Annotated in this window: 14 protein-coding genes; 7 read left to right on the forward strand and 7 right to left on the reverse strand. The window is 52.4% G+C overall.

Annotated elements, in window-relative coordinates; translation table 11 throughout:
• The first annotated feature begins 53 nt into the window (after positions 1 to 53).
• From Mal52_RS14300 to Mal52_RS14315, 4 genes are read left to right on the forward strand one after another with little or no spacing between them, the layout of a single operon-like run.
• Positions 54 to 992 (forward strand): DUF4339 domain-containing protein, encoded by a 939-nt coding sequence (locus Mal52_RS14300; RefSeq protein WP_145376878.1) that lies wholly within the window; start codon positions 54 to 56, stop codon positions 990 to 992.
• A gap of 52 nt (positions 993 to 1,044) precedes the next feature.
• A complete protein-coding gene (locus Mal52_RS14305) occupies positions 1,045 to 1,905 on the forward strand; it encodes a GIY-YIG nuclease family protein (protein ID WP_145376879.1) in 861 nt (286 codons plus the stop codon).
• Between the two features lie 39 nt (positions 1,906 to 1,944).
• Positions 1,945 to 3,213 (forward strand): metallophosphoesterase family protein, encoded by a 1,269-nt coding sequence (locus tag Mal52_RS14310; protein ID WP_145376880.1) that lies wholly within the window; start codon positions 1,945 to 1,947, stop codon positions 3,211 to 3,213.
• Positions 3,210 to 6,746: a YhaN family protein gene (locus Mal52_RS14315; protein WP_145376881.1), complete on the forward strand. Its 3,537-nt coding sequence runs from the start codon at positions 3,210 to 3,212 to the stop codon at positions 6,744 to 6,746. The genes Mal52_RS14310 and Mal52_RS14315 overlap by 4 nt, the downstream gene beginning before the upstream one ends.
• 56 nt (positions 6,747 to 6,802) lie before the next feature.
• Here Mal52_RS14315 and Mal52_RS14320 read toward each other — a convergent pair whose 3' ends face one another.
• From Mal52_RS14320 to Mal52_RS14330, 3 genes are all read right to left on the reverse strand, one after another.
• Positions 6,803 to 7,867: an integrase core domain-containing protein gene (locus Mal52_RS14320; RefSeq protein ID WP_145376882.1), complete on the reverse strand. Its 1,065-nt coding sequence runs from the start codon at positions 7,865 to 7,867 to the stop codon at positions 6,803 to 6,805.
• 295 nt (positions 7,868 to 8,162) lie between these two features.
• On the reverse strand, positions 8,163 to 9,665 hold the full coding sequence (locus Mal52_RS14325) for a recombinase family protein (protein WP_145376883.1): 1,503 nt from the start codon (positions 9,663 to 9,665) through the stop codon (positions 8,163 to 8,165).
• Positions 9,662 to 10,159, reverse strand: a complete 498-nt coding sequence (locus Mal52_RS14330) for a DUF2924 domain-containing protein (protein ID WP_145376884.1) — start codon at positions 10,157 to 10,159, stop codon at positions 9,662 to 9,664. Before Mal52_RS14330 ends, Mal52_RS14325 begins: the two co-directional genes overlap by 4 nt.
• 251 nt (positions 10,160 to 10,410) lie before the next feature.
• Between Mal52_RS14330 and tnpB the strand changes: the two genes are divergently transcribed.
• The 3 genes from tnpB (at position 10,411) to Mal52_RS14345 (ending at position 11,200) form a co-directional block, all read left to right on the forward strand.
• Positions 10,411 to 10,710: an IS66 family insertion sequence element accessory protein TnpB gene (gene tnpB, locus Mal52_RS14335; protein WP_145376885.1), complete on the forward strand. Its 300-nt coding sequence runs from the start codon at positions 10,411 to 10,413 to the stop codon at positions 10,708 to 10,710.
• Positions 10,673 to 10,918: a transposase domain-containing protein gene (locus tag Mal52_RS30520; protein ID WP_145376886.1), complete on the forward strand. Its 246-nt coding sequence runs from the start codon at positions 10,673 to 10,675 to the stop codon at positions 10,916 to 10,918. The genes tnpB and Mal52_RS30520 overlap by 38 nt, the downstream gene beginning before the upstream one ends.
• Before the next feature lie 66 nt (positions 10,919 to 10,984).
• Positions 10,985 to 11,200 (forward strand): transposase, encoded by a 216-nt coding sequence (locus Mal52_RS14345; protein WP_145376887.1) that lies wholly within the window; start codon positions 10,985 to 10,987, stop codon positions 11,198 to 11,200.
• A gap of 146 nt (positions 11,201 to 11,346) precedes the next feature.
• Here Mal52_RS14345 and Mal52_RS14350 read toward each other — a convergent pair whose 3' ends face one another.
• The 4 genes from Mal52_RS14350 to Mal52_RS14365 form a co-directional block, all read right to left on the reverse strand.
• Entirely contained in the window at positions 11,347 to 12,543 is a 1,197-nt protein-coding gene (locus Mal52_RS14350) for an IS701 family transposase (RefSeq protein WP_476718296.1), read from the reverse strand.
• 283 nt (positions 12,544 to 12,826) lie between these two features.
• A complete protein-coding gene (locus Mal52_RS14355; protein WP_145376889.1) occupies positions 12,827 to 19,234 on the reverse strand; it encodes an RHS repeat-associated core domain-containing protein in 6,408 nt (2,135 codons plus the stop codon).
• A 397-nt stretch (positions 19,235 to 19,631) separates the two neighbouring features.
• Entirely contained in the window at positions 19,632 to 19,757 is a 126-nt protein-coding gene (locus Mal52_RS30655; protein WP_476718297.1) for an integrase core domain-containing protein, read from the reverse strand.
• 951 nt (positions 19,758 to 20,708) lie between these two features.
• Positions 20,709 to 21,197, reverse strand: a complete 489-nt coding sequence (locus Mal52_RS14365) for a hypothetical protein (RefSeq protein WP_145376890.1) — start codon at positions 21,195 to 21,197, stop codon at positions 20,709 to 20,711.
• Positions 21,198 to 21,438: the final 241 nt, after the last annotated feature.

Below are 21,438 nucleotides of genomic sequence, written 5' to 3' on the forward strand. Positions count from 1 at the left end.
TGTTTCAGCGAGTTAAGAAAATTCGTGAAGCCAGAAATGTGTCGGAGGCGGACATGGCGTTCGAGTGGTATTTTCAAAATAATGGTAAAGAATCTGGGCCAGTATCTCCCAAGACGTTGTTGCAATTGGCCCGCGACGGATATCTGAATCCTGATGATTTCGTCCGCAGAAATGATATGGAAAAATGGCAGCCAGCCCGCAAGGTCAAGGGATTGACTTTTCCTGACGGTCAACCTGGGGTCGACGCAGATTCGGGGCACACCAAGAATTCGTTACCTGAGCGTAGTAATTCTCAGAAGAGCGCGGTCCGGCAATTGGTAGAAAGTGCCGTGACGGAGAGTGGGAAATCGGTACAACTATTTGATGATGGTACTTGGCATTTGGTCGCTACTCCGGTTCTGGAAAAAGATTCTGATGAAAAGTCGACGTCGATTGCCGTCGTGTCTTCAAATAGACCTCAAAGTACGTTGGAGAATTCCTTTCGGCAAATTCGGTGGGGGTACTCAGAACGTGAAGTGCGGGACAGTGAAGCGTCGGAACCTATTCATGAACATTCCGGCGCGTTGTTTTATGAAGGTCGCATTGCAGACTTTCCGTGCCGCATCATCTACGTATTTGCCAGAGAGATCTGCGTTAGGGCAAAATACTCCATCCTCGAAGAACACTCAAACGAGAACCTCTACCTTGATGACTATTTCAAATTGAAAGAATTGTTGTTGAAAAAATACGGCCGCCCCGTCACTTCAAGCGGACAACATAGCGATTTCGTCTGGTTGGACTCACTTTTTCAAGATGATGAGTCCGATTGGGGTCGCGCAGTTGCTGCCGGTCATCTGGCACTGCAGTCTCAATGGGAAACCGAGGACACCTGCATAGACCTAGTGCTCCACGGAGATAATTTCGAGATTTCACTCGCTGTGGAATACTGGAGCAAAGAAATGGGACACCTCGAAGAGGAGGAAAAACATGAACAGCACCTCGGCGATCTCTAACAGTTGGGGCTGTTCAACCGAAGAAGGATTGGCCACGCCAGTGGAGTAATTCATGGAACTAAATGATCTTTTCAAATCGCACGGCATCGACCCCAAGTCTGTGATTGTGATGCGACATCGACCGATCGAGCCGGAATTGAGAAAAGTACTCCCGTGGCTCGCTGCCGAACATCCCGATACCTATAACGCCTATCAGCAGTCGCAAGGTCCCCGTCTGGAAAAATCGATGCAACGGGCTCAATACGTGGCTTCGTTTATTGGTCATCAACCTTCAAAAGGTCTTTTTGTTGGACTCTACAAGGTCGTCAATTGGAAGGAATACCCACGTCAGAAGTTTTGGAAAATGCCTGGTGCCAAACAACTCCAAACGTTTGGGATGCTTGAAACAAAACGGGAAGAGTTTCTTTGGTTCAATCTTCCGTTGACGGAGTTTTATTCCGCATGGAAGGGAAAGCTCGTCATCACATGGCCTGGTAATGAGCGATCTTGGTGGCGTTGGGCCGAACGCAATACTATCCCTATCGGCGCAATTCACGAGCAGAGTCTGCTCGACGAGAAGATGCCGAGTTGGGATGAATTGATTCTGACATGGGACGAATTGCCGGTATTGCCGTCTACCTGGAAAGCCGTGATGGGACAGTGGCGAGGTGTCTATTACATTTTTGATGAGTCAGATGGCAAAGGGTATGTCGGCTCCGCATACGGCAGCGAGAATATCTTGGGACGCTGGCTCAATTATGCAGCAACGGGACATGGTGGCAATAAACTTCTACGTCAACGAGACTGTACTTTTTTTCAATTCTCAATTTTACAGCGAGTGTCGCCAGACTCCGAGGCCAACGAAGTCATTCGTTTGGAGTCCTCGTGGAAGGAGCGGTTGCACACCCGTGAATACGGCCTCAACGTAAATTGAGAACGTACGGTTGATAGACCCAATGGAAGAGACACGCGTATGAAGTTCATCCACGCAGCCGACATCCATCTCGACAGCCCCTTATGTGGTTTGTCTCGTTACGACGGAGCCCCCGTCGACGAACTGCGAGGTGCGACGCGACGAGCGTTGCAGAATTTGGTCGAAATATCAATCGACGAAGATGCCGATTTCGTGTTGATTGCCGGTGACGTTTACGACGGCGATTGGAAAGACCACAACACTGGCTTGTTTTTCGTGTCCCAAATGGCACGTCTAAACGACGCAAATATACCAGTTGTACTCATCAACGGAAATCACGACGCGGCCAACAAGATGACCCGCGAGTTGCGACTACCGGTTAATGTGACGCGCCTGTCACACAGGAAGGCTGAGACAGCGAAGTCGCCGCGACTTGAAGAGCTTGGTGTCGCGATCCACGGCAGGTCCTTTGCCAATGCGGCTGAACATGACAATTTCGCGAGTGATTACCCTGAAAAGAAACCTGGGATGTTTAACATTGGGCTGCTTCACACATCTTTAACTGGCGCTGAAGGGCATGAACCGTATGCTCCGTGCACTCTCGACGACCTTCGTAGAAAAGGATACGACTATTGGGCCCTCGGACATGTCCACACGCGGGCGATTCTTTGCGATGATCCGTTCGTGGTTTTTCCAGGGAACATTCAAGGACGGCACATTCGAGAACCGGGCCCCAAAGGCTGTTACGTCGTGACCACGGAATCATCCGGAGGCTGCCAACTCGACTTCTACGGACTCGACGTGGCCCGATGGGAACAAGTGCTTGTAAACGTGCGAGACACTCAGTCCAAGGAAGAAGTGCTTGATCGTTGCAATGACGCTTTGGTGGAGCTGGCTGATGGAAACGAAGGTAAACCTCTTGCAGTACGCGTGACGCTTTCCGGAGCAACACCAGCGCATCAGGCGCTACTTTCCGATCAGGTCGACGCGACAAACCAGATTCGGTCGATAGCCATGTCGGCAACCGGGAATCGGGCTTGGATTGAAAAAGTCGAATTCCGGACATCACCGCCGGCTTCTCTCAGCGACGTTTCGGAGACTGACGGACCGCTTGCAGAACTCGTACAATATATTGAGGAGTTGCGGGGCAATCCAAGTTCGCTGCAGGCCTTGTCGACTGCGCTCTCGGAGTTAAGGAAAAAGCTGCCGGACGACGTGTTGCGTGGCCCAGATGCCATTCTGCTAGACAAAACAGATTTCTTGACTGGGGTGATGAACGATGTGCAGGCGATTCTGGTTCAGCGATTGAGCGAGGAGCCGAAAGAATGAAGGTGTTGCGACTCGATCTTCGAGCATTTGGGCCATTCACAAATGTGACTCTGTCACCGGACGATGGCAAGTTTGGGTTGCACATCGTCTATGGCCCCAACGAGGCCGGAAAGAGTTCCTCTCTGCGGGCGTTGCGGCAGTGGTTGTATGGTATACCCCACAACAGCACTGACGACTTCGTTCACCAGTACTCCGACATGCGGATCGGAGGAGTGCTCGAACACGATGGCAAACGATTGGAATTTATCAGACGAAAAGGACGCATCAAAACTATACGAGCTGCAGATGACACCGATGTCATCGACGACGTAGAGCTGTCACGTGTTTTGGGAGGAGTCGACGAGACTGCGTTTAGTCACCGGTTCGGTGTTGATTACGAGGAGCTGCGACGCGGCGGGCACGCAGTAGCGCATGGCAGCGGTGATCTCGGCGAGCTTTTGTTTTCGGCCGGCGCCGGAGTGGCCGATCTGGGACGCATTCAGAAGCAGCTCGAAATCGATGCGGAGGAGCTTTTTAAGCCGCGTGGGTCAAAACAACGAATTAATGAAGCGACTGGCAAACTGAAAGAGGCGACACAGCGCGTTAGGACGCATTTGCTGCCGACAGCCAGATGGAGAGACCTCGACAAGGCAGTTCGAGACGCCGAAACGCGTAGAAACGAAATTGACGCCGAATTGGGCACGCACAGGAAGCGTGTCAGTTATCTGGATCGGGTGGAAAGTGCACTTCCCTTGATCGGAAAGAAGCAAGAGCTCACGGTCGCATTTGAATCTGTCGTGGATGCACCGCGGCTGCCCAAGGAGTTTTCAGAAACTCGAAGCCAGCTGGTCGTAACACGTCGGCATGCGGAAAGCAGCAAGCGTGACGCACAGCGCGACATCGAATCGCTGCGTGAGAAAATCGACGCGATTGTCCTGCCGACGGGATTGCTGGAAAAGCGAACAACTATCAATGAGCTCAAAGACAGACTCGGAGCTTGGCAAAAGGCTCAGAAGGATCGTCCGGCACTAATCACACGAAAGCAGAGTGCGGAAGAACGAGTCGTTGAGATTCTCGGAGAGCTCGGCAAACCTCTCGATCTCACGGCAGCAGAGCATCTAAAAGTCAGTAGCATACTCAGCCAGAGGATTCAGTCGCTGGCAAAGCGTCATGTGGCCGTACAAACGGAACTCAATGGTGCACGGAGCCGCAAGGCGACTCTCGAACGCGAACTGAAGTCCAATCAGGAGAGGATCGCTGCGCTGCCTCCCGATACAGACACCCGGCCGCTGCGTCGAACGCTTCGCGACGTCGCCGAGCGAGGACAGCTCGATCAGAAGTTAAAGCAAGCCGAAGAATCAGCATCGACCGAGGAAGACAACGCGCAACGAAAACTCTCTCAACTGCGACTCTGGCGGGGACAACTCGACGAATTGGAACAGTTGCCCATTCCGGCCATTGATACGATCGAACGATTTGAGGGCGAGCTTCACGACGCAGATCGTTCACTCCAGCAGGCGATGGATGACCTGGATAAGTTGCAGCAGGAAAATGAAGAGCTGACGAGGGAGCAGAAGTCGCTAGAGCTTGAGCAACGTGTTCCGACGGAAGCGGAACTAGAAAGCGCCCGACGCCGACGCGATGAAGGCTGGAACCTGCTGGTCCGCATACTCGACGGCACACAGCCTGCCGAGATGCCGGAAACGGCATCGTTCATTCACGAGTTCGCCCCGGACGGAAATCTACAGGATGCGTTTCATGCAAGCGTGTCACAGGCTGATGAGATCAGTGACCGGCTGCGACGTGAAGCAGATCGGGTATTGCGACTGGCGCAGTTGCGGGCTGACATTGACAGCAATCAGAGTCAACAGCGGACGCAAAGTGAGAAATGCGACGATAGGCGAGGAGTCCGATCGGAACTTCAAAAAGACTGGGAAGCACAATGGGAAGCGGTCGGCATTCGCCCATTGCCGCCACGAGAAATGCGATCTTGGCTTCGCTCACATGAGGAACTGACAGTTATTTCACGGACTCTGCGGACGTATCGACTTGAAGTGGAATCTGTTTCTGCAGACATCAAAGATTGCCGTGACAGCCTCGTAAAGTGCCTTGCCTCGCTCGGTAAGTCACCGGAAGCGAATGGTGGCAGTCTACGATCATTGGTAGATCAGTGCACGGAAATTGCAGATTCGATTGAGGAAGACAACCGCATTCGCAGGGAATGTGCGCAGGAATTAGATCGCAATGTGAAAGAGCTAAAGAATGTCGAACAGGCCTTGGCACAAGCGGTTGACGCTGCCGAAGAATGGCAGAGTGAGTGGGAACAGGCAATTGCGGAGTTGGACGTGACAGCTGCGTCAGACCCAGACGTCGCAAACAGCATTCTGCAGCTGATTACGAAGTTGGAGGAAGAATTACGAGACAGAAACCGTTTCGAAGAGCGCATTACCGGCGTTGACAACGAATCAACCGCATTTGCAGACGACGTACGAGTGCTGGTGGAAGCTGTGGCACCCGACCTGCTGGATAGCCCGATTGCCAGTTCGGTAGATGATCTCTTCGATCGATTGACACGAGCGGAAAAAGACCACGTGAAACAGGAGGGACTGGAGCAACAGTTAAGCGACGCGGAAAAGCGGCTCAACGATGCCAGTTCCAATGGGCGTGATGCCGAGCAGCATCTTCAGGAGCTTTGCACTTTGGCGGGTGCCAATTCCGTCGATGAGCTTCCTGAAATAGAACGGCGGGCCGGTCAGAGGACTGAACTTGAGCGGCAGATCGCAGAAGTAAATTCTAGATTGACGGACTTGGCTGCCGGCGTTTCTCTGCATGATTTCGCTGAATCGGTATCCGAGTATGACGTCGACGCCGTTCGTGCTGAGAAAGGGAAACTAGATGACTGCATTGCGTCGCTCGAAAACGAACGGCGGATCACCGATGAGTCGATTGGCGAAAACCGAAACGAGTTGCAGCGAATGGATGGCCAGTCGCTGGCAGCCGAGGCCCAGCAGCAGGCGGAATTGCTGGTGTCGGAGATCCGCCAAGACGCGGAGGAGTTTATACGGCTACATCTGGCATCAGTGGTCCTCAAACAAGCCATTGAGCGGTATCGTGAAAGTAGTCAGGGGCCCGTCCTGGAGCGAGCTAGTGATTTGTTTGCGCGGCTGACTCTGAACTCTTTCTCCGGCCTGCGAGCTGAATTCAACGATAAGGGCGAAGCGGTCATTGTAGGAGTTCGCGCCGAAAACGGACGTCTGGTGTACGTGCATGGCATGAGTGAAGGGACGTGTGACCAGCTGTACCTTGCCCTCCGACTGGCCGTGCTTGAGGCGTCAATCAGTTCCGGGCGACATTTGCCGTTCGTGGTGGACGATGTGTTAATCATGTTCGACGATGTGCGTGCAGCAGCTGCATTACAGGTTTTTGCGGAGCTATCGAGTAAGACACAAGTGATTTTTTTCACACATCACGAACACTTGATTGAATTGGCACGTGCAACTGTGCCCGACACTGTTCTGTTCGTCCACCAATTAGAAGGATCAGGCACGCCGTGAGTATCGGGTTGTCTGCAGACTTCACTGTCAGAACGGAATAATCGCAGGATTGAAAATCAGGCAGCGCGTCGCTCGTAGTGGCGGAGCAGCCCACCCAGTCTTGTCCGACATTCAATCAGAATGGTGTCGGGCGGATCATCTTTCGGTCCCGGCCAGTCTCCTGTGAGCAGAAAGTTGCCAATAGCCTGATGCGGTCGCTCCGTGTGGTAGTGTTCGATGTACTCTGAAATTAAGTAGTCAAAGTGCTTTGGGCCACACGCGATGAAATAATCCAACGCCTCCTGTTGCAGGCTCTGGATAAACCGCTCGATGTGCGCCTGTAGGTTGGGAGCCCGCACGCTATTCTTCTTCACCTTGATGCCAGCATCTCGCAGGACTTTGTCGAAGTCCTGGCGGTAAAGACTGTCCCGATCGCGCAATATCAACGTGGCTTCTTGGCCTGTGGATTTCACGTGTTCCACAAATCGCTGGGCCTGCTCATTCATCCATTCCGTCGTCGGTTTCCGCGTGCATTTCGTCACGAACACCTTGCGACTGCCTATATGTAGGAATACCAACACGAAGTACTGTCGCGGGCCAAACTTGGTCCAGACGCGTTTCGAAAAGAAATCGCACTGGTAAAGTGTTTCCGCATGCCGCTTGAGAAACTCATGCCAGCTATCCGGTCCGCGGTTCGGGCCTGGATCGAGGTCATGCGATTTCATGATCCTCTTGACCGTGTTGCGAGACGGTGGTTTGAGGCCCAACTTCTTGAGTTCCCCCATGATGCGGGTGTAGCCCCAACCGGTCTCCGAGCCGATCTTCACGATCAATTTGCGGATCGATTCGGCGGTCCGCGGCCGGCCCATCTTCTTGGGCTTATGACCGCCCCGCTCTTTTCGCAGCCAACTCAGAAATGTGTTGTACGACACGATCGTGATCAGATGCTTGAGGTCGGACCCGATCCCCTGCCCTAGTTTCATCAGCCGCGCCTTCTCCTCTGGCTCGAGGAAGATCCGCTTCTTGCCCACGCGTTTGCGGAGCATTTCGTTTTCCGCTTTGAGCCACTCGACCTGCCGGATCAGTTCGTTACGGGTGCATCGTGCGAGCAGAAACAGTAGCGGCTGGAAAACCCGTCCCATTGTGATAGAATCCCTTCAAATACAGCGGTTTCCTGGGGGTGTTCAAAACTATTGATACACCGCTGAGACGCTCGCCGCACCCGGTTGAAGAGCCCAAATGAGCCCTCCCGACGCATTGACCATCGCTGGTCCGCAAAGCCTGCCCAGATTGCCGCCGCAAAATGTCGCGCGGGCTGTTAACCAACTTCAAAAAGTTCGAAGAGGGTTGGTTACGATTCGAGCCACCGTGTCGGACTCGAACTTTTGTAAACCCTTGCTACTACTGGGTTTCAAAAAACAGGTCCAAAGAGCATGGTTACGAGGAGGGTTTGGCACGGGGAGGAGTTACGCCGATCGTTCCCTCCTGTCCGTCGTAATCAACCCGCTTCAATAAATCCTGCAGCAGGAGCGCTTGTTCCCCCATGGAGAGACCGTCCCAAAGCGGATCGAAACCCGCCAATGCGGCGCGGACGTCGGCTTCTGTTAGGTGCTCGCGCTGCAATTCGGTCAATTCGTTGCGGATCTCCGCCAACCGGCGTTCGGCCGCCGCCACCTGCTGTTGGGCGTTCGCTAGACGACGCTGATCATCGACTGCCGCCCAGCGTTCCATTTCGCCCGCAAGTCGTCCTAGTTCCCGCGACAATTCCCGCGCTTCGTCGTCCAAGGATTGCTGGTCTGTCTCCCATTCCGCGCTCAGGGCGGCCAATGTGTCGGCGACCAGCCTGGGGTCGCGACCAATCTCGCGAATTTGGTCGACGACGAACCGCTCGATCTCGGCGGCGGGAACCGGTTGGGAGGGGCAAGCGGCCCGGCCTAGCTTTTGTGACTTGTTGCAAACGTAATAGCGGTAGCAGCGGGTCTTTTTGCGGACGGTGTGTGCATGGGACATGTGGCAACCGCAGGGGGCACAACGTAACAGTCCCTTCAGCGGTGCCGCATAGCCGTTCTGTGCCGCGGCAGTTTTATTGGTGCGGTTCAGTCGCAATAAATGCTGCACACGCTGAAACGTAGCAGGATCAACGATCCCCGCATGTTGTCCGTCGTAGATCGTCTGTTGGTAGCGGACCTTGCCGCTATAGGCCACATTCGTGAGCAGCTTATGCAGGCTAGTCTTGTCGAATGCTCGCCCGCCGCGCGTGGTCTCTTTTTTGGTGACCCAGCGTTTTGTCGTCCAACCTTGACGATTCACCTCGGCGACTGCCGACAACAAGGACTGGTGCTCCAAATAGAACGCGAAGATCGTGCGGACCTGTTCCGCTTCGGCATCGTTGACGACTAATTTCGTGTCGATGATGTCGTAGCCCAGGATCGGTGGGCCGCCCACGTATTTTCCTTTGCGACGAGCGGCCGCCATCTTGTCCCGTGTCCGTTCGGAGATCATCTCCCGCTCGAACTGGGCAAACGACAACAGAATATTCAGCGTCAACCGCCCCATGGAATGCGTCGTATTGAACTGTTGCGTAACTGAGACAAACGACACACCGTGCGTCTCAAAGCTTTGCATCATGCGGGCGAAGTCGAGGAGACTGCGGCTGAGCCGGTCGACTTTGTAGACCACGACGCAATCGATCTGGCCCGCCTCGATGTCTTGTAGCAGCCGTTTCACACCGGGCCGCTGCATGTCGCCTCCCGAAAATCCCCCGTCGGAATAATCGTCGGCTAGCACCTGCCAACCTTCGTGCCGATGACTGGCAATGAACGCCTCGGCCGATTCACGCTGTGCGTCGAGAGAGTTGAAATCTTGGTCGAGTCCCTCGCTGGTCGATTTGCGGGTGTAGATCGCGCAGCGGATGGTAGAAGTTTTGCAATTGCTGTTCATCGGCTAGCTCCTTTCCCGTCCAGGCGAAAGAACAGAAACCCGTTGGTATGCGAGCCGGTGATCGCCTTGGCGACCGCCGATAGCGACTTGTACGTCTCCCCTTCGTATTCGAACCCGTCGTCGAGAATGGTCACATTGATCGAGCCTCCTTTATAGTTACGGGTCAGCACCGTTCCCGGCATGGGAATCCGCTGGTCGTGTGTTTGCGGAAGAGGAACGTTTTTTGTTGCTGTCGATGGTTCGGACAGCTCGTGCCCTTGCGGCGGTTTGAGACGTAGGTCGGCGTCGTTGGCCAATTCGGTCGCTCGCCGACGTGCGCGCTCCGACAAGTCCCCCTCAGCGTTGGCCTGCAACCGCCAGGCAATCCGTTTGATCAACCATGTCTTGTGGTTGGACCGGCAAGCTTCGCCGAACAGCTCTTCGAAACGCGTCCGCAATTCGCGGGACGTCATGCGCCGCATGGCGGCTACCTCTTTGTGAATGTTGAGTGGCATGTGAGTGCTCCTTAAAAAAATGAGAAACCGCAGGTTGGTGGCTCTCGAAACCCGTTAACCGTGTGTGACACTGAGCCTCAAATGGCCGCCCACATCAAGGCATGTCGGGCCGAAATCTGGTGAATCTTTGCCTCTTCACCAAATCTACCGACATCGTGAACGCGGGAGCGCTTTCACGCGGCGAAAAGCCGAGCAGGTAGCCAGAAGAAGTGCGTAAGGGCCGACGACGATCGTAGGCGTTCGACACGGTTATGCGCAAAAGCTTCGACGGTTTGTTGCGGTTGGCGGAAGAACATCTTGAGCAAAATGTTTTGGCCGGCGGCTTGTTTGTGTTCGTCAATCGCCGTCGCGATCGCGTGAAGTTGTTGTACTGGAACGACGACGGATTGGCGATTTGGTACAAACGGCTCGAAGCGGGCACGTTTGAAATCCCGGCTGTCTCCCCAGAAGTTGCGCGCGTCACGCTGTCGGCCACCGAGTTAGCGAAGCTACTAGGCGGGATCGAGTTATCGAGTGTGCGGCATCGGAAAAGATTTCAACTTTCGCGATAAATTGCGATACTTTTGTAAGCGCTTGATCGCCAGTTGCAAATCCAACGGGGTGGAACCGTTCGCCTACCTTCACGATTTGTTCAGCAAGATACCGACACTCTCACTCGATGAAAAAACAGGCACCCCGCGAACCAAACACCTCATCCCGCTACTACCAGATCAGTGGCTAAAAACCCACCCCCAAACCAAACGAACCTACGCCCGCTAAACCAACAGTGCACTTCGTGAAGCGCATACGACATATGGCCGGCGTTCATGGCGAGCGCTTCGGAGCATGATCAAAGTGGGACGAATGCTCAAGCGGCATTTGGACAATCTGGTGACGTGGTTTCGGCACCCGATCAGCAACGGTCCTGTGGAAGGATTCAACAGCCGCATCCAAGCCATCAAATCCGCCGCACGGGGCTTTCGAAACTTCGAAAACTACCGCATCCGCATCCTGTTCTTCTGCGGCAGCCTGAATCTGGAACCGGCGATGTCGTTTGCGTAGCCATGAAATTCGCCGAAGAGCCAAATGTTTAGGCTACCGCACGCCACACGAGGTGTTGTTTGATGAATGACGAAGAGGCGTTTGTTGCATTTCAGATTTGAAGGTGCCGGGGGTTTTTCAACGGGCTGCTACCTCGACTTTTGCCATCAGGAGGCAATCGCCAAGGCGTTGAGTATCGTGTGTTTCTTTTGCTTGGTGAGTTTTTCAATGGGCGTGCTGTGATTCTCGTGTTGAAAAAGGTAATCGTCCCATGCATTGTACCGCACGCCGGCCAGAGCGTCAGAAAAGGTAATTGACGTCTTGCCCACCCAGGTGACATGAATCGTTTCTTGGTTTCTTTTGGGCAAGTGCACGAACCAGTAGGTGATCAGCGTGTACAGGCAAAACAAGCATGGTTCGACACGAAGCACCGTATTGCGACATCGACCGCGTGTGGTTTCCAAGCCAAGATGCTCACGCATTTCTTCAAAGGTCACCTCAATATCCCAGCGGCCGACGAACGTTTCGACAATGCGCCGGACACTCATGCGAATCTCCGTGCTGAAGAAGTATTCGTCTCGATGGTCGCCGGTCAAATCGCGCACGTAGAGCCAACGCACCGCAACCAAGCCTTGGCCTTGTCGATACCAGTGACCCACGCCAGAGAGAACCTCGATGCGCCGTGTTCCACCGCCGTACCATTTCACGGTCAAACGCCTGCGTTTGTTGGTCAAGGCGACTACGTCTTGGGGACTCGGTAATCGCTCTCCCACAACGCGTGGGCGACCACTTTGGCGAGGTTTTCTTAGTGGCGGTTGATCGTGTAGAACGGCCTTTGGCGGAAACTTACTGACCAAGGTCAAGCGGTTGCGATGACGTGAAGCGAAGTTGGCCAACTCATGCGAGGCAAAGCCGCCATCGCCTGCAAAGACTGTTTTCCGCTGGGGAAACCACCGCATCCAGACCGCCAGTAAGCCTCGCATTAGCTCGGGAGGCGTCTTGTGGACAACGCCCGCCGTTCGACTTTCTTTCGGCGTGCGATACAAGGCGATCAACATCGGGAGAGCCCAAGTTCGTGTCGCCCCGGGAACCTGGACTCGCAAAGCCAAAACCACCCACTTGTGCCCCCAGCGATGAACCAGGTGCTGATGGCTCGACCGAACGGCATCGCGATGACAGCCTTTGCCATACACGTTTTCACCACGGTGCTGACTCACCGTGTCATCGCCGGCCAACTCCAGAAGCCCCTCGGCAGCAAAACGCTTCACGATGGCCATGGCTAATTTTTGCCAACGCGCGACTCGACCAGCGTCGATGCGAAAACACACGATGATAAGAACTGAAGTGGCCCGTAGATCGCGCACCCGACCAACAAATCAGCCGCCAGATGGTGCGCCTTCCCCGAACCATGACGGTCGCAATCAACAGGCTCGAAAACCGTTGCCACACCGATGGTGTGAAACCTTTGGAAAACTCGTCTAACAGTTCGTGCACCGCATCTGGTATCCTCGTCATCGGAGCATCCTTGCTCGGGGGGATGGGTTGTCGTAACAACGCTCATTTTACCCGAGAGGGTGCTCTTTCGGCATCACCACTTTTCGCCAGAACAAACTGCAAGATGGCAAAAGTCGAGGCTACATCGCGCACTCAAGGACAACCTTTGCATTTTTCTTGGACAATGCACGTATGGTTCACAAGAGTGTATTCATCTTCATAATAATTGAAATTGAAACGGGTGAATGGATTTCTTGTACCTGGACGGTAAACTGTACCCTCTCCGGTCACGGTATGCCGAATCACTTTTTGGCTTCGTTGAACCGTGACCTTCGTGCACCCCGGCACTACCACAGCTACCGTTATTTTAACTGTACGTGACGTGTCCTTCGAAAAGTTTTGTGTTGTCATTTGTTCTATTTCACCTTTTATCCAACCAAAATCAAAAGCTGGACCACCTCCTTCCTCTAAAAATCTTCCCAGTTTGACACCAGATTTACTCTCGAACGAATATGTTTTCTTGACTGGGGATTTGCTGCCGCAATTCGCATAGCTCGGCTGTGCTACTATTTCCCAATGGGGTATAGTACGATACATCACTTTTTTCGCACTTATTGACATGCCCGGCTTATCGATTTTAAACTTCTTGTTAGCAAAAACTACTCTTGGGGGCAACGCAGGTCGGTTTTTGCAGATGTTCCGACGCCCCTTAAGGCCTAGGGGGTCCTGCGAGGAAAGCGGTGCGGACGAAACATATTCGTATTGGTCAAAACTATCATTTACGTAGCCCAATGGGTCGCGTGTTATAAAAACTCCAACCTGAGGGTGGTAATACCTGTTGCGATAGTAGTAGAGTCCAGTTTCGCGATCAAAAAGTCGCCCTGTATAGGCAGTGGAGTTGGCTACGTCGGATGTGTTATCCGCATCGGCGGAAAAATCAGGGTCCAGTACTGCGATTTCTCCATATGGAGTATAGTGGTAACGCTCCAGAACGGTTCCAGCATTATCGGTTATGGCAGTGACATTAGCATTGGCATCTTGCATGTAGTAATGCCTTTCCGATGTACCATCCGTGTTGCTGTCGTAGTCACGCAGTAGCAACGAGTCAATATAATATGGATGCCACACATATGTCTCTAGCGGGTCTTCATCCTCCGTTCCACTGGTCTCCTTGCGGACTTCAAGTACGCGCCAAAACTCGTCATAATAGTAGTGAAGTGTATAGTCAAGTGCTCCGCCGGAGTACACATGCTTGAGGATACGCTTCCCGCCTGCATCGTATTCATATTCAGCGACCGTATTTGCACCGCTGCTGAGTTTTACCAAGCGATTCCATGCATCGTACGTAGCAGTGTATGTTGTGGTCAATGCCGTGGGGCTTGGAATCGATTCCATGTTGCCGCTTGCATCGTAGGCAGGCGTGGCCCAACTTGGCCCGACCGTTTCGGTGACATTCGTGATTTCATTAGCCGCATTAACGGTACGGCTCTGGCTCAGATTGGTTGTGGAATTTGATACTTCAGTGAAGTTTGACCAGTTCCCTGAACGCTGGAGGACCCAATCCCGTTCCTTGGTGGGCGTGCCAGCAATACTGCCGCCAGAAAGCGTGCCTTCCTTGAATGCCTTCACACGATCTAACCCGTCGTGCGCATAAGTTTGATCTTGATCATCGGTGGCATAAATAGCACTATCGATGTCCCGATATGTCCGGCTACTGGAGTAATCATATCCATAATGAAAGCGGTCAACATCTGCTGTACTGTTGTATCCTTCCCAATAGTGATCCTTCACACGACCGAAGCGATCCATTCCCTCGTAGGTACCACTTGTGCCCTGGGAATAGTCGAGCTTGACATCGATAACAGGGTAGTCTACGACCGAAAGGTGTTCCGTCGCACTAAGACTGTACTGCGCTAACACCGTACCCGAAGAATTCGCTTCGCGGAGATTGTATATTCGCGACAGCCTGTTCGAAGGGTAATCGGCGTTTGCGGTATCGTAATCGAAAAAGATGGCAGTACCCGCGGGGTACGTCACGCTTTCTTTTCGGTGCTGCCTACTGTAGGATGTTCCATCAGTGGTGGAATCATAGTCATACTGCACCTTTGGTGTGGCAGGCGTACTGACAGCACCTTCATGCGACTGATGGATGTCTGTAAGCTGCCTCAGATCGTTATATGACAACTGCACTTCATTGCGGACTGTTCCAGTTGCATCCGAGTTGGCATAGCTGGTGAGTGTTTCCAGTTGGCCCAGGTCGCCGTAAGCTCTCTTTATTGCACGCACATGGCCATCAGTACTGCCACCAAGGGTGGTGACCTTCGACAATTCGAGCTGGCGCTTGTTTGTGTAAGTGAATTGGATGACCGTCTCGCGCTGGTCAGTTCGCTGGCTTAGGCTACCGTCTGTGTTGTATGACATTTTGACTTGATCTGTCCCTGATGACGTGGTGTCGGATGACTCAGGGAATATTATTGATGTCCGCCAGGCAGAATTTACAGGGTCCTCGTACAGCATCGTCGTGACTTGATTGTCGGAAAGATTGCCATCAGCATTGGCATCCATTGCCACGACGGACTGCAGTTGGCCTATTCCGTTGTACACAGATTTATTCACTCGGTCTTTAGACTTGTCCGAGCTGTCTCCGGTACCAGATTCAGTGCCAGAGTCAAAGTCAACATAATTATGAATGACATAGGTCTCGCGACCCAGGTCATCGTAAATTGTCTTCACTTTACTGCCGGACGGTTGTGTAATTGTTTCGCTGCGTCCTGTGTCGCTATTGTACTCAATTAGTGTGACACGTTTTAGCTCATCAGACGCTGTTGGCGAGCTAGGCGACAGAGTCGGGACTGCTGAATATTTCCATGTGCCTGCACCAGTCGTGGTGTCACCGGAGCCATAGTCTGCAACTGCTTTGAGCTGGCCGGCACTGTTGTACCAGCTATAAATACTTTGGCGGACATAATCATCATTGTTTGTTAAATCAATACCACGACTTGCTGATGCCGCGTCATCGTGATTATCTCCAAATGAATGTGCTTCCGTGGTACCTGCCGGGCCGAAAACTGTGTGATTGAGTACCAGCACCCCGTCGTCACCACCCGACATTGAAGAGAGGGCCGGATGCGGTGAAGGCAGCCTGTACTGAAATGCACCACTTACGTATTTGGTGGTTGCCAGCGATAGCACCGTTCGAGTTTGGTAGGAGCGCCCAGCACCATCGTACGCGGTTTCAAGTCCGGCACCGTGATCTCGGGCGGCAGCAACTTCGCGGTTATTACGATCGTAAAACATATTCTCGGCCAGATTGTTGCCGCCGGTGCCTGTTGCTGCAGAGATGTCATAGGTCTGCGTCTGGTATATTCGCCCTAAATCGTCATAAGAGTAGCCCTCTCTGGTTCGTCGGTTAGTGGCACTTGATGAAGCGTAGTCTGTATATCCATCGCCCGCGAGAACCGTGCCCCATGTCGGAGCGGCGTCATACGAAGAAACGCAGACAGCTTGCCCCTTCCAGTTCACGTCCTCAACAACATACGGACCATAAAGAGTTTCCGTGGAACCATTCATGTAAAACGGCTCGCCACCTCGGCGGTGGCCACGGTATGTCACCTTGCGATTCACGCCGGTGTAATCGTTCGCTCCTGTACCATGAAACTGCTTGACCTTGGTGACATAGCCATCACCAACACCTCCGTCGTCATATTCAACTTGCGCAATAATGCGGAGTGTTGGATATGTATTATATGCATCAGTCATGCTGTGATTATTTGCAGCCGAGTCACCGCTGACACCTTGCCTGACCTCGACCACTCGTCCGTGCACATCATACACGTTCTGTGTAATTTGCTCCTTCCGATCAGTTGCCGAAGAGCCACTGACAACACGGACCAAATACTCAGGGCGCCCAGTTGCATCATAATTACTGATCTCACGATAGTAGTTGGCACTAAGGGTTCCATTACCACTGGAAGGGATGTCATGATAGCGATCCACATACCGGAGGCGACCATTGTCATCATCATAGGTATTCCTGGTCCAGCGAACGTAATCACTTTGCGATGGTTCGACTGAAAATCCGGTTGGTGCGCCACTTGTTGCAGTCGAGATACTTGCGTATCCCGCCTTCACAGAAATCGATTGCTCGACCTGTCCGCCTTTGTTGAATTGCGTGATCAAAATTGGCATGAGCGTTTCGTTGCCCCCGCTATCCCATTGACGAAATCTGATCGTGCGGTCGTCTTCGTAGACGGTAAAATGCTCCGCTCCATTACGATCAATGGTTTGCGTCATCCGTCCTTGGTCATCGTAGTATGTTTTTTCAACCAACCCGAGAGCTGTGGGTAAACCCGAATCGCGAGATGGCTTATTCGTATCGGCACCACCCACCGCCCAGGCACTCCAGTTGTCGCCAGAACCGGAAGTTACATCCAAACCTGGACTAGCGGGATCTACGTCCGATATTTCATAGGCCATATCGCCTGTGATCGGATTGTAGCTGTAGTAGCTGATATAGCCTTCTCCGTCTTTCGCCCAACGAAGCTTGCCAAGGCTGCCATAATACTCGACCAGCGTGGTTGCCACGCCAGATCCATTTTGGCCGGAAGAAATAACCGGGAGCGTGGTCGTTTTGGTCTTCACCTCGCGGTCGTCGCCGTCCCAAAATGTGTAACTGTAGCTCGTCTTCTTGCCGCTGGTGCGAGTTGTTGTTTTGACTGGGTAGTCATAAGTGGCAACCAGCAGTGTGTTATTGTCATAGTCGTCGCCGCTGGAGTCGCCATCACCGTCGCCATAGTCCCAGGCAGCAACATAATACTCGGTACCTGCCCTCCCCTTCTTGACTTTGTGGTCGGTCCGCATTCCGTCGGAGCTATAATCATACACGTTGATCAAGCCGCCCGACGCATTCAACGTGTTGGTGTCGTTCGTCCAACTAGCCCCTTCGCTGTCGTATGGATCGAGAAAAGAGCGAAAATGCGCAGCGGTCGTCACGGCATGTGCGCTGGGCATCCGCTCTTCCCCTAAACGAGCTGACTTTCCAGTTGTCGCCATCTTAAACGATTCACACCAATACGATGGGCTGCCGACGGGATCCTCAACAAATGCCTTGCGCAACAGCCTTCCAGTATCACTTAGCCCATAAACCGTACGGTACCTTGCGGTACCATTGGAATCTTCAGTGTCCTCCACAACAATCCGGACCACCTCGTTCTGATCTAAAGTCACTCCTTGATCCAGATCCAAATAAAAATAACTCCTCTTTATGCCACCATCAGAACTGCCACAGGATGTACAGCCGCCACCGATTGTTTCGCTTTTGACCATGTCGGCTTCGGTGGCCTCTGAACCACCATAGGTCGTATTCAAATTCTCACCACTTGGTGAAAAAGGCGTCACTATATTAGCAGTGGAGGTATTCGATGTGTAATACTCAAAGCTTCGACTTGAAAGCCCTGATATAACGGGAGTCCCATACGCATCTGCCTTTGTAAGGATATCGTCGGGTGACGAAATCCCCGCATCACTAGTAATAACCCGATTGATCGCATCATCTTCAAACACTGCCTTAAGCTTACTTCCGGAAGTGTATCGATATTGCGTGTAGCGCACGACCGAAAGCGATGTTGTATCAGTTGTTGCCCGGCGCGACACCTTGACTTGAACCAAGTCACCACTTGAGCCAATGTCACTAGAGGGATTTGTTACATCGTCATAATAGGTATACTCGACCTGCTCAAGCACATTACTGTCTACATCCTTCACTTCAATTTTGGCAATTGATGTCCCACTGTACGTAAACACAATGTTATAATCCTGGCCCTCGGCTGTCGTGACCTGCGTCAGACTGCCGGAGCCATCATAAGCATATAGTGCCCCGATCTTATCTTGCGAACTCCACTGCAGGCTAGATTGCTCTTTTATTTTGCCGCGAGCCGCCGTTGCCGTTATTGTAAAATCATTGAACACATACTTCAGGTTTGCCTTTTTATCAGTGAGGATAAATTCATCCTCCGTCGAATCGTGGGTAAGCCGGAGGTCACTTGTCTCCGAAGCCGAGTAAATCGGTGGGCTGCCACTCGCCGTAAAGGTCCTCTTCGAGCTAACATTAACCAAAAGAGAGACATCAGAGCCTTCCATTACAAGATAGGAATCCGCATCGCTGCTAAGCCACAAATTCCCGTAGGTGGAGCCACCGGTCCACCTACTGCTGTACGACCGACCAGTCATCCAATCGAAACCTGGACCGGGGATCAACAGATCGGTGGCGCGCTCTAACACTGCCCCATAGCGCAAATCCACGGGCTCGCATGTCGTCGCTCGCGGTTGGCCCGGGCAATCTTCGTACTCTTTTTTCCCGCAACATTTCTCTTTGCAACTGGGAGTACAATCATCATCCTGATCCCCTCCCCCAGGAGTGGAAGTGCCAAATAGTGGTTGCAGCGGCCCGGCGACAACCAACAGCAAAACTGCCGTCGATACAGACAAGGGCAACCAACGAACACGCCGGTTTTCAACACCCCCCCAGGAACTGGATATAACTTCTTGCTTCACGAGTCGCATGAAAACCTCGCATATGTTTAAAAGGAGCCCAACTGCATGTATCACAACAAAGTAGTTAAATCCGTCGATGCACAAGCACGCTTTGACATCACACCTCGGCTAAATACGATTGAATATATCTGTCTCGGTAATGATCATATCTTCCACAATTTCACTCAGCCCGCCGTCCCAGACCCTGCCTCCTCGCTGCTGAGCTAAGTATCCCGCCTGACCTGCCCCCCTGAATGACACCAGTACTATGAATTAGTGTTCAATTGTATCAATGGCTTTTCTGCTTGAATGCTGTAGCGTAGTGGAGGCATTCGAACAGAAAAGCTTCGTCTCCGGCACCGTGAGCCCGTTATTCAAGAGAACTGCGAGGCCTGATCGTGATTGTGCTCTCTTCGCCAACGTTCAATCAGCACCTTGGCTTCAAGTAACGTATTGAGATTATGCCATCTAGCAAATTGCCCCGCAGTATTCCATTGAAGGATTCCACGCAACCATTCTCCCAGGGACTCTCAGGTTTAATAAACAACGTCATCACCTCCACCTACTTGAGTCACTTACGAGCCCTATGCAGAGAACTCCGAGACGCTATCACCTAGAAGACCGAGACACACAAACAGGTCGCTGCGAAGTTCCAAAACATTTTCGCTATTGAGCTTCCGCTCTAAATTAATCGCTAGGCACTCTCGCGTGTATTCACCAATCAGATTTAACATCCAAAAAGGACGACCATCGTGAGTTCGGCAATGCACGAACTCATACCTCCAGGATAGTCCTTTCATGGAGGCTGAAATCGCACACACGACCCGCTGTTGAACCACAGGCGACACCTTTTGGGCTGTTTTTGTGGCATATTCAGTCACTCCTGCATCTATAAACGCTCGGTGCGATTGCGGTTGACCTCCCAGCCTTTTTGGCGAAGCGGTTCGATCATACGGCGATAGCCGTAACGACCGCACTGTGTCGCCAACTCCATTATCTCACAGGTCAGCCGGGGTTCATTATTCGGAATAACTCGCTGCTTTCTCTGAGTGGTACGGGCTTGGCCCATCGTCCAGCAGGAACGCCGTTCTGAAACACGATTCCGTCTTATAGAAGACCGCACGAAGTCCACTGCCTTGCCACGCTTCGCCGGGCCTATAAATTTCCCGACTCGGCCTCTTTCGGAATGGCTATGCTCAAATCCAATTCAATGAGCAACCTTTTGAGACGAATGCTCTTTTTCTCAAGTTCTTTCAAACGTTCCGCCTGGACCATCCGCAGACCACCCTAATCGTGTCGCCACATGTGATAGGTCTGTTGATGAATTCCTAGCTTCTTGCACATCAGAGGAAGGTCATCCTTTGGGGAAGATGAACCTCAGCTCCTCGAAGCTTTGTAATGATCTATCCTGGCATATGACGCTTTGATGGCATGTTTCCTCCTTACATCTGGGGCCAGAAACCTGAATCGTATACGAGCATCTGATCTCGGTTAAAGGGGCATGTCACTTTTTAGTTTCCACGTCGCCCCCCTGGTGTAACACTCGCACCTTGATGGCCGGTTCATCCAACAGCACAGCCGAGGTACCGTCTTTCACTGACACAGTTTTATGTGTGATGTACTCACTGCCATTCCAATACTTAATTACATACTTACATGTGCCAGCACCTGGGGCGGTACGGATATACTTCCAACTCAACTTAAACATCTCTTTCTTGTCTTCGGAATACGATTGCGACCCTTCAGGCAACTCCCCGATGGGCAGGGTTTTACCCCAAGCCATCGTGCCAGGCAATCGCCAGGCGATTTTTATTACTGCATCAGGACCACGGGAGACGCCTGCCGCCCCGCTATCTGCCTTTGGTGACTTAGCTCGAAACAGTCCCCCAAAAACCACAAACACGACCGCAATGGCAGACAGGCATAAGACGAGCAATGCTACGACTATAGTTTGCGATCGAACTTTTCTCACTTTGCCTGGCGATTCAACCACCCCCCCCCCCCCCCTTGATTAATAGGTATTCACAATATGTGTGAATTTCATAACATGCTGCGTGCCCACCCAGTACACACTACAATGCAACTGAAGAAGTCGAGCACACAAGATTCTAAAGCATGGCTCTTCTCAGTTTAAGTGTTTTTACGAAAAGAATGCCAACCAGCTGTAGTGAACAATAGCCAAGGAGTTTACTAGGGGCAACTTTAAGCACAGCCCCATAAATCATGAGACTTAA

Origin of the sequence: Symmachiella dynata (genome assembly GCF_007747995.1) — a bacterium.
GTDB classification, from domain to species: Bacteria; Planctomycetota; Planctomycetia; order Planctomycetales; family Planctomycetaceae; genus Symmachiella; species Symmachiella dynata.